A 6,478-nucleotide genomic window follows, 5' to 3' on the forward strand; every position below is an offset into this window, starting at 1 on the left:
CGCAGGCCCGCGATCGGTCACCGGGCGAAGCGGTAGTCGGCGTCGACCAGCTCGCGGGTGCGCTCGAAGAAAGTCCGCCCGCTGTACGGCAATTGGGTGACCACTTTCCCGCTGGGATGGCGGAAGTAGTTGCTGCACGCCAGCCAGACCTTGCCCGCCATCGCGGCCTGGATCTCGTCGTTGTAGCGGCGCTGCGCGTCGGGTGTCACCTCCACGGTGCGCGCTTTGCGGGCGGTCATCGCGTCGAGGATGTGGCGGACGAAGGTCGTCTGCGCCTCGTGGATGTAGATGATCGAGTTGACGCCGTTCGTGTTGGGGCCGTACAGCGTGAAGAAATTGGGATAGCCGGCCACCAGGGTGCCCAGGTACGCCTCGGCGCCGTCGCTCCAGTCGTCGGCCAGGCGGCGACCGCCGGCGCCGTACACGTCGATGCTCGCCAGATAGTCGGCGGCCTTGAACCCGGTGCCGTAGATGATGGTGTCCACGCGGTGCTCGACACCGTCCGCGGTGCGCACCCCCCGCTCGGTCAGTTCGGCGATGGCGGTGGTCTCCAGGGAGACGTTGGGCAGCGCGAACGTGGGGTACCACTCGCGTGACATCAGCGGCCGCTTGCAGCCGGCGGGATAGTCCGGCATCAGCTTGGCCCGCAGCTACCTAATGCGCAAGGTCGCCGATCCCGAGCTGCGGGCCAGCTCGGTGGCCTCCCGCGTCTGGTCGGCCGCGACGTCGAAGCTGGACGACTCGTAGGCGTCGAAGGCCTCGGCGCGCAGCTTCCGCGCCGTCTCGGGGTGGCGTTGGAACTCCTCCTGCTGCTCGGGCGTGAACGGGAAGTCGAATCGGGGCGCGATCCAGATCGGTGTCCGCTGAAACACGGTCAGGTGCGCGGTCTTTCGCGCGATCGCCGGCACGTACTGGATCGCGCTGGCGCCGGTCCCGATGGACGCCACCCGCTCCCCAGCCGTCGGCTTGCTGTGATCCCAACGGGCCGAATGGAATTGCCGGCCCCGGAACCGCCGCGACCCGGGGATGTCCGGGATGTGGGGCACGTCGAGCATCCCGACGGCGCTGACCACCACGTCGAATTCGTGCTCGCGGCCGTCGCCGTCGGTCAGCGTCCAGCGGCGCCGGGCGTCCGACCAGCGCACGGCGGCAATCGCGGTGTTGGCCCGCAGGCGCGCGCCCAGCCCGTGGTCGATGGCGACCTTTTCCAGATACGCCAGAATCTCGGGCTGGTTGGCGTACGTCTTGCTCCACCGCGGGTTGGGCGCGAAGGAATACGAGTACAGGTGCGACGGGACGTCACACGCCGCGCCCGGAAAGGTGTTGTGGCGCCAGGTTCCGCCGAATCCGTCGGCCCGGTCGAAGATGGTGAACTCGTAGCCGCCCTGGGCCAGCTGGATGCCCATGGCGATGCCACCGGCGCCCGCGCCGATGATCCCGACGGTCGGCTTCACCCCCATTGGGCGAAGTACGGTCGCTGCGGGCGGCTCTTCTCCACCAGGATGAACACCACACCCCAGGGGTCGACGAACCACGTGGTGCGGACCCGCGCGACCTCCGCGGTTCCCTTGGTCAGGAAGCGCACGCCCCTGCCCTCCAGCTCCGCCCGGGTGGCGTCGAGGTCCGCACAGATGAGCCCGACGTGGGACAGCCCGTGATCGGTGAGGGCCCGGTCGCCGGCGCGCCCGTCGGCGCCGAGGTATTCGATGACCTCGAGCACGCGATCGCCGTCGCCCGGCAACCCCACGATCGCCGCCTTCATGCTGGGGTCGGACACCAGCTCGCCCATGTCGTCGCGAATGGCATTACCGGTCATCACGTACGGCGGCGAGAGCACATGCAGGCCCAACACGTCTCGGTAGAACGCCACGGCGGCCTCGCAATCCGGAACACACACCCCGGTGTGGGCCAAACCGGTAATCACGTTCTCGACTCTACGTCGGCCCGCGGGACTCACCGGGGTCGGTTTGAAAAATCCGACCGGCCGATAATGGCCGGGTGCGGTCGGTCGAAGAACATCAGCGCGTCGTAGCCGAATTGATCCGTCTCCGGCCGGCGGCCACCACCGCGCTGGCCGAGGCGCAGGGCTTGGTCCTGGCCGACGACGTGGTCGCACGGCTGGCGCTACCGGTCTTCGACAACTCCGCGATGGACGGATACGCGGTGCGCGCCGAGGACACCTCCGGCGCCACGCCCGAGCACCCGGTGGTGCTGGAGGTCGCCGAGGACATCCCCGCCGGCCGCACCGACGCGTTGACGCTGCAACCGAACACCGCGCACCGCATCATGACCGGCGCGCCGCTGCCCGCCGGGGCGACGGCCGTCGTGCCCGTCGAAGACACCGACGGCGGCGTGGATGTCGTGGCGATCCGCGCGCCGCGCGACGCGGGCAAGCACATCCGGTGTGCGGGTGAGGACGTCGCCCCCGGCACCACCGTCCTGCGGCGCGGCCAGGTGGTGACCCCGGCCGTGCTCGGCCTGGCCGCGGCGCTGGGAATGGCCGAGCTGCCGGTGCTCCCGCGCCAACGCGTGCTGGTGCTATCGACCGGGTCGGAGCTGGTCGCGCCCGGCAGCCCGCTGCGGCCGGGCCAGATTTACGAGTCCAACTCGATCATGCTGGCCGGCGCCGTTCGCGACGCGGGCGCCGACGTGGTAGCTGTCGCGACCGCCGAGGACGACGTCGCGCAGTTCACCGCGATCCTGGACCGCTACGCGGCCGACTCCGACCTGATCATCACCAGCGGCGGGGTCAGCGCCGGCGCCTACGAGGTGGTCAAGGACGCGTTCGGCCGCGAGGGTGACCAGGGCGTGGAGTTCGTCAAGGTGGCGATGCAGCCCGGCATGCCGCAAGGGATCGGCCGGGTGGCCGGCGCGACGATCGTCACCTTGCCCGGCAACCCGGTCAGCGCCCTGGTGTCGTTCGAGGTGTTCATCCGGCCCGCGCTGCGCAAAGCCATGGGCCTGCCCGACCCGGAGCGCCCGCACCGGGCGGCCGTGCTCACCGAGTCGTTGACCTCGCCGGGCGGCAAGCGGCAGTTCCGCCGCGCGGTGCTGGACCGCGACGCCGGCACCGTCACCAGTTACGGCCCGCCCGCCTCGCACCACCTGCGGTGGCTCGCGTCGGCGAACGCGCTGCTGGACATCCCCGAGGACGTCGTCGAGGTGTCCGAAGGGACCGAGCTGCAGGTGTGGGATCTCACCTAGCTAGCCCGCGGGGGTGGCCACCTGCCGGTGGAATTCGTCGGCCCGGTCGAAGGCGGTGGCGCAGCGGATGGCGACGGCGATCACGGTCATCAGCACCGGGATCGTCACCAGCGCCGCGGCCAGTCCGACCTGATCGGCCAGGTGGCCGATCAGCGGCGGCCCCAGCAGGTAGCCCAGCCAGCCCGTCGCCGCGACGATGGCGATCGCCGATCCCGCACCGCCCGCGCCGTAGGCGGCGCTGAACGCGGTGGGCACCAGCAGCGCCACGCCGACCCCCAGACAGGCGAATCCGACAACGCTGACAACGGGATTGGCGGTCACCAGCGCCACGCCCATGCCCGCCGCGGCGAACAGCGCGAGCGCCGGCAGCAACCGGCGGGCCGACACCCGCGCGTGCAGGCGTATCGCGCCCAACCGGGTGACGACCATCGTCAGCGTGTAGGCCGCGTAGCTCAACGCGGCGATCCCGGGACCCGCGCCGGCGACGTTGCGCAGGTAGTTGGCCGACCAGTCGGTGGCGGCGCCCTCGCACAGGAACGACACGAAGGCCACCGCCGCAAGGATCGCCACCGCCGGTGTCAGCCAGGCCCCTCTGCCAGGCGACGCCGCGGCCGCGCCCGCCCGGTCCGGGATCAGCCGCCGGGTCAGCGCCCCGACGACGACCAGGACCGCGAGCCCGACTGCCGCCAGCTGCGGCGTCAGATCGACGCCAGCGCTCACGCACGCCGCGCCGATCAGGGCGCCCAGTAGCGCACCGAGGCTCCACATGCCGTGGAAGCGGGCCATGATCGGCGCCCGCGCCAGGCGCTCGACCGTGCCCGCTTGGGTGTTCATCGCGACGTCCAGCCCGCCCTGGAACATCCCCCACAACGCCAGCGCCGCGAACAGCCAGGGCCCGGACCGGGCCAGCCCCACCGTCGTGCCCGCGAGGGCGTAGCCGGCGGCCGTCACGGGGATCAGCCGGTGGCTGCCCCAGCGCGGCAGCGCCCAGTGGCTGCCCAGCGTGGCCACGACCGACCCCAGGGGCGCGCCGAACAGCGCCGTCCCCAGCGCCGCGTCGGACAGGCCGAGGTCGGCCTTGACGGCCGGGATGTGGGCGGCCCACGAGGAGAACCCGACGGCGTGGGCGATGAATACGGCGGTGACGGCGATCTTCGCCGGGCGCAGCCGCGGCGCCCAATCGTCATTCGGATGCATGTCGAAGGTGGGCGTTCCCCCTGCGGGCCCGAACCAACCGGCCGCGCCTTTCGTAAGATGGCCGCGTGGCACGACGCCCCCGCCCTATCGGCCCGACGGCCGAGGACCCAACGTTCAGCCCGCAGCACGCGTTGGAGTTGGTGCGCTCGACCATTCCGCCGGTACACCCGGCCGGCCGCCCGTTCATCGCCGGCGGCCTGGCGGTGGCGCTGGCCGGCCGCAGGCACCGGTGGATCCGGCGGGCCGGCCTGCTCGCGGCCGGCGCGTGCGCTGGGTTCTTCCGCCACCCGCCGCGCGTCCCGCCGACCCGGCCGGGCGCGGTCGTCGCGCCCGCCGACGGGGTGGTGTGCGTGATCGATTCCGCCGCCCCGCCCGCCGAACTCGGCATGGGCGACGCGCCGCTCCCGCGCGTCAGCATCTTCCTGTCGCTGCTGGACGCGCACGTGCAGCGCGCGCCGGTGAGCGGCGAGGTGATCGCGATGCAGCACCGGCCCGGCCGGTTCGGGTCGGCCGATCTGGCCTCGGCGAGCACCGAGAACGAACGCACCAGTCTGCGGATCCGGACGGCGACGGGCGCGGAGGTGGCGGCGGTGCAGGTCGCCGGGCTGTTGGCGCGGCGCATCATCTGCGACGCGCGCGTCGGCGACAAGCTGACCATCGGTGACACCTACGGCCTGATCCGGTTCGGCTCCCGGCTCGACACCTATCTGCCCCCGGGCGCCGAGCCGCTGGTCCTCGTCGGGCAGCGCGCCATCGCCGGCGAAACCGTGCTGGCCGAGCTGTGATGATCAGCAAGCCGCGCGGCAGGCCGTCGGTCAACCTGCAGATCCTGCCGAGCGCGATGACCGTGTTGTCCATCTGCGCGGGCCTGACCTCGATCCGGTTCGCCCTCGAGCACCAGCCGAAGGCGGCGATGGCGTTGATCGCCGCGGCGGCCATCCTGGACGGCCTGGACGGCCGGGTGGCCCGCATCCTGGATGCCCAGTCGCGCATGGGCGAGGAGATCGACTCGCTGGCCGACGCGGTGAACTTCGGCGTGACGCCGGCGATCGTGCTCTACGTGACGCTGCTGGGGAAGTCGCCGGCCGGTTGGGTGGTCATCCTGCTCTACGCGGTGTGTGTGGTCTTGCGGCTGGCGCGGTACAACGCGCTGCAGGCGGACGGCAGCCAGCCCGCCTACACCCACGAGTTCTTCGTCGGCATGCCCGCGCCGGCGGGCGCGGTGTCGATGATCGGGCTGATCGGCCTCAAATTGCAGTTCGGCGACGGCTGGTGGACCTCGACGACGTTCCTGTGCATCTGGATCACCGGGACGTCGATGTTGATGATCAGCAAGATCCCGATGCGCAAGATGCACGCCGCGGCGGTGCCGCCGAGCTGGGCCGCGCCACTGCTGGCGCTGCTGGCGATCTGCGCGGCCGCCGCGGTGCTGGCGCCGTACGTCCTGATCTGGGTCATCATCATCGCCTACCTGTGCCACGTGCCGTTCGCGGTCCGCAACCAGCGCTGGCTTGCCGCGCACCCCGAGGCGTGGGCCGACAAGCCCAAGCAGCGCCGCGCCGCGCGGCGAGCGATCCGCCGGGCGCAACCGAACCGGCGGTCGATGGCGCGGCTCGGTCTGCGCAAACCGGGTGGGCGCCTGCCATGAGCTCACCGGGCGAGGATGCGGCCCGTCAGCTCACGCTCACCGCGCGGTTGAACACCTCGGCCGTCGACTCGCGCCGCGGCGTGGTCCGGTTGCATCCGAGCGCGATTGCCGCGCTCGGCATTCGGGAGTGGGACGCGGTGGCGCTGACGGGCTCGCGGACCACGGCGGCGGTGGCGGCCCTCGCCGGCCCGGACACCCCGGTCGGCACGGCACTGCTCGACGACGTGACGTTGTCCAACGCCGGGCTGCGCGAGGGCACCCCGGTGATCGTCGGCGCGGTCACCGTCTACGGCGCGCGATCGGTGACGCTGTCCGGCTCGTCGCTGGCCCACCAGTCGATCTCGCCGGTCACGTTGCGGCAGGCCCTGCTCGGCAAGGTGCTGACCGTCGGCGACGCGGTGTCGCTGCTGCCCCGCGACCTGGGCCCGC

The 6,478-nt window shown here is 72.0% G+C and carries 7 protein-coding genes and 1 pseudogene; 4 read left to right on the forward strand and 4 right to left on the reverse strand.

What is annotated here, in order from left to right:
* Positions 1-17: 17 nt before the first annotated feature.
* Genes A5709_RS28990 through A5709_RS22935 form a run of 3 tightly spaced genes read right to left on the reverse strand, consistent with a single transcriptional unit; the run spans position 18 to position 1,924 of the window.
* Positions 18-599 carry a hypothetical protein gene (locus A5709_RS28990; RefSeq protein WP_231987046.1) on the reverse strand — a complete coding sequence of 194 codons (582 nt, stop codon included), beginning with the start codon at positions 597-599 and terminating at the stop codon, positions 18-20.
* 51 nt (positions 600-650) lie between these two features.
* On the reverse strand, positions 651-1,460 hold the full coding sequence (locus tag A5709_RS28995; protein WP_231987047.1) for an NAD(P)/FAD-dependent oxidoreductase: 810 nt from the start codon (positions 1,458-1,460) through the stop codon (positions 651-653).
* Positions 1,451-1,924 carry a VOC family protein gene (locus A5709_RS22935; protein ID WP_068122716.1) on the reverse strand — a complete coding sequence of 158 codons (474 nt, stop codon included), beginning with the start codon at positions 1,922-1,924 and terminating at the stop codon, positions 1,451-1,453. Before A5709_RS22935 ends, A5709_RS28995 begins: the two co-directional genes overlap by 10 nt.
* Positions 1,925-1,998: 74 nt before the next feature.
* On the opposite strand from A5709_RS22935, the gene glp reads away from it, so the two are divergent.
* Positions 1,999-3,204, forward strand: a complete 1,206-nt coding sequence (gene glp, locus A5709_RS22940; protein WP_068122720.1) for a gephyrin-like molybdotransferase Glp — start codon at positions 1,999-2,001, stop codon at positions 3,202-3,204.
* On the opposite strand, the gene A5709_RS22945 is transcribed toward glp, so the two are convergent.
* Positions 3,205-4,401: an MFS transporter gene (locus tag A5709_RS22945; protein ID WP_068122724.1), complete on the reverse strand. Its 1,197-nt coding sequence runs from the start codon at positions 4,399-4,401 to the stop codon at positions 3,205-3,207.
* 65 nt (positions 4,402-4,466) lie between these two features.
* On the opposite strand from A5709_RS22945, the gene A5709_RS22950 reads away from it, so the two are divergent.
* The 3 genes and pseudogenes from A5709_RS22950 to A5709_RS22960 all read left to right on the forward strand — a co-directional run.
* Positions 4,467-5,186: a phosphatidylserine decarboxylase gene (locus A5709_RS22950; RefSeq protein ID WP_068122727.1), complete on the forward strand. Its 720-nt coding sequence runs from the start codon at positions 4,467-4,469 to the stop codon at positions 5,184-5,186.
* Positions 5,186-6,049 carry a CDP-diacylglycerol--serine O-phosphatidyltransferase gene (pssA, locus tag A5709_RS22955; protein WP_068122729.1) on the forward strand — a complete coding sequence of 288 codons (864 nt, stop codon included), beginning with the start codon at positions 5,186-5,188 and terminating at the stop codon, positions 6,047-6,049. The genes A5709_RS22950 and pssA overlap by 1 nt, the downstream gene beginning before the upstream one ends.
* Positions 6,046-6,478, forward strand: a pseudogene (locus tag A5709_RS22960) (ATPase); the annotation flags it as partial. The gene pssA and the pseudogene A5709_RS22960, both read left to right, overlap by 4 nt.

Source organism: Mycobacterium sp. E1386 (genome assembly GCF_001672745.1).
GTDB lineage: Bacteria > Actinomycetota > Actinomycetes > Mycobacteriales > Mycobacteriaceae > Mycobacterium.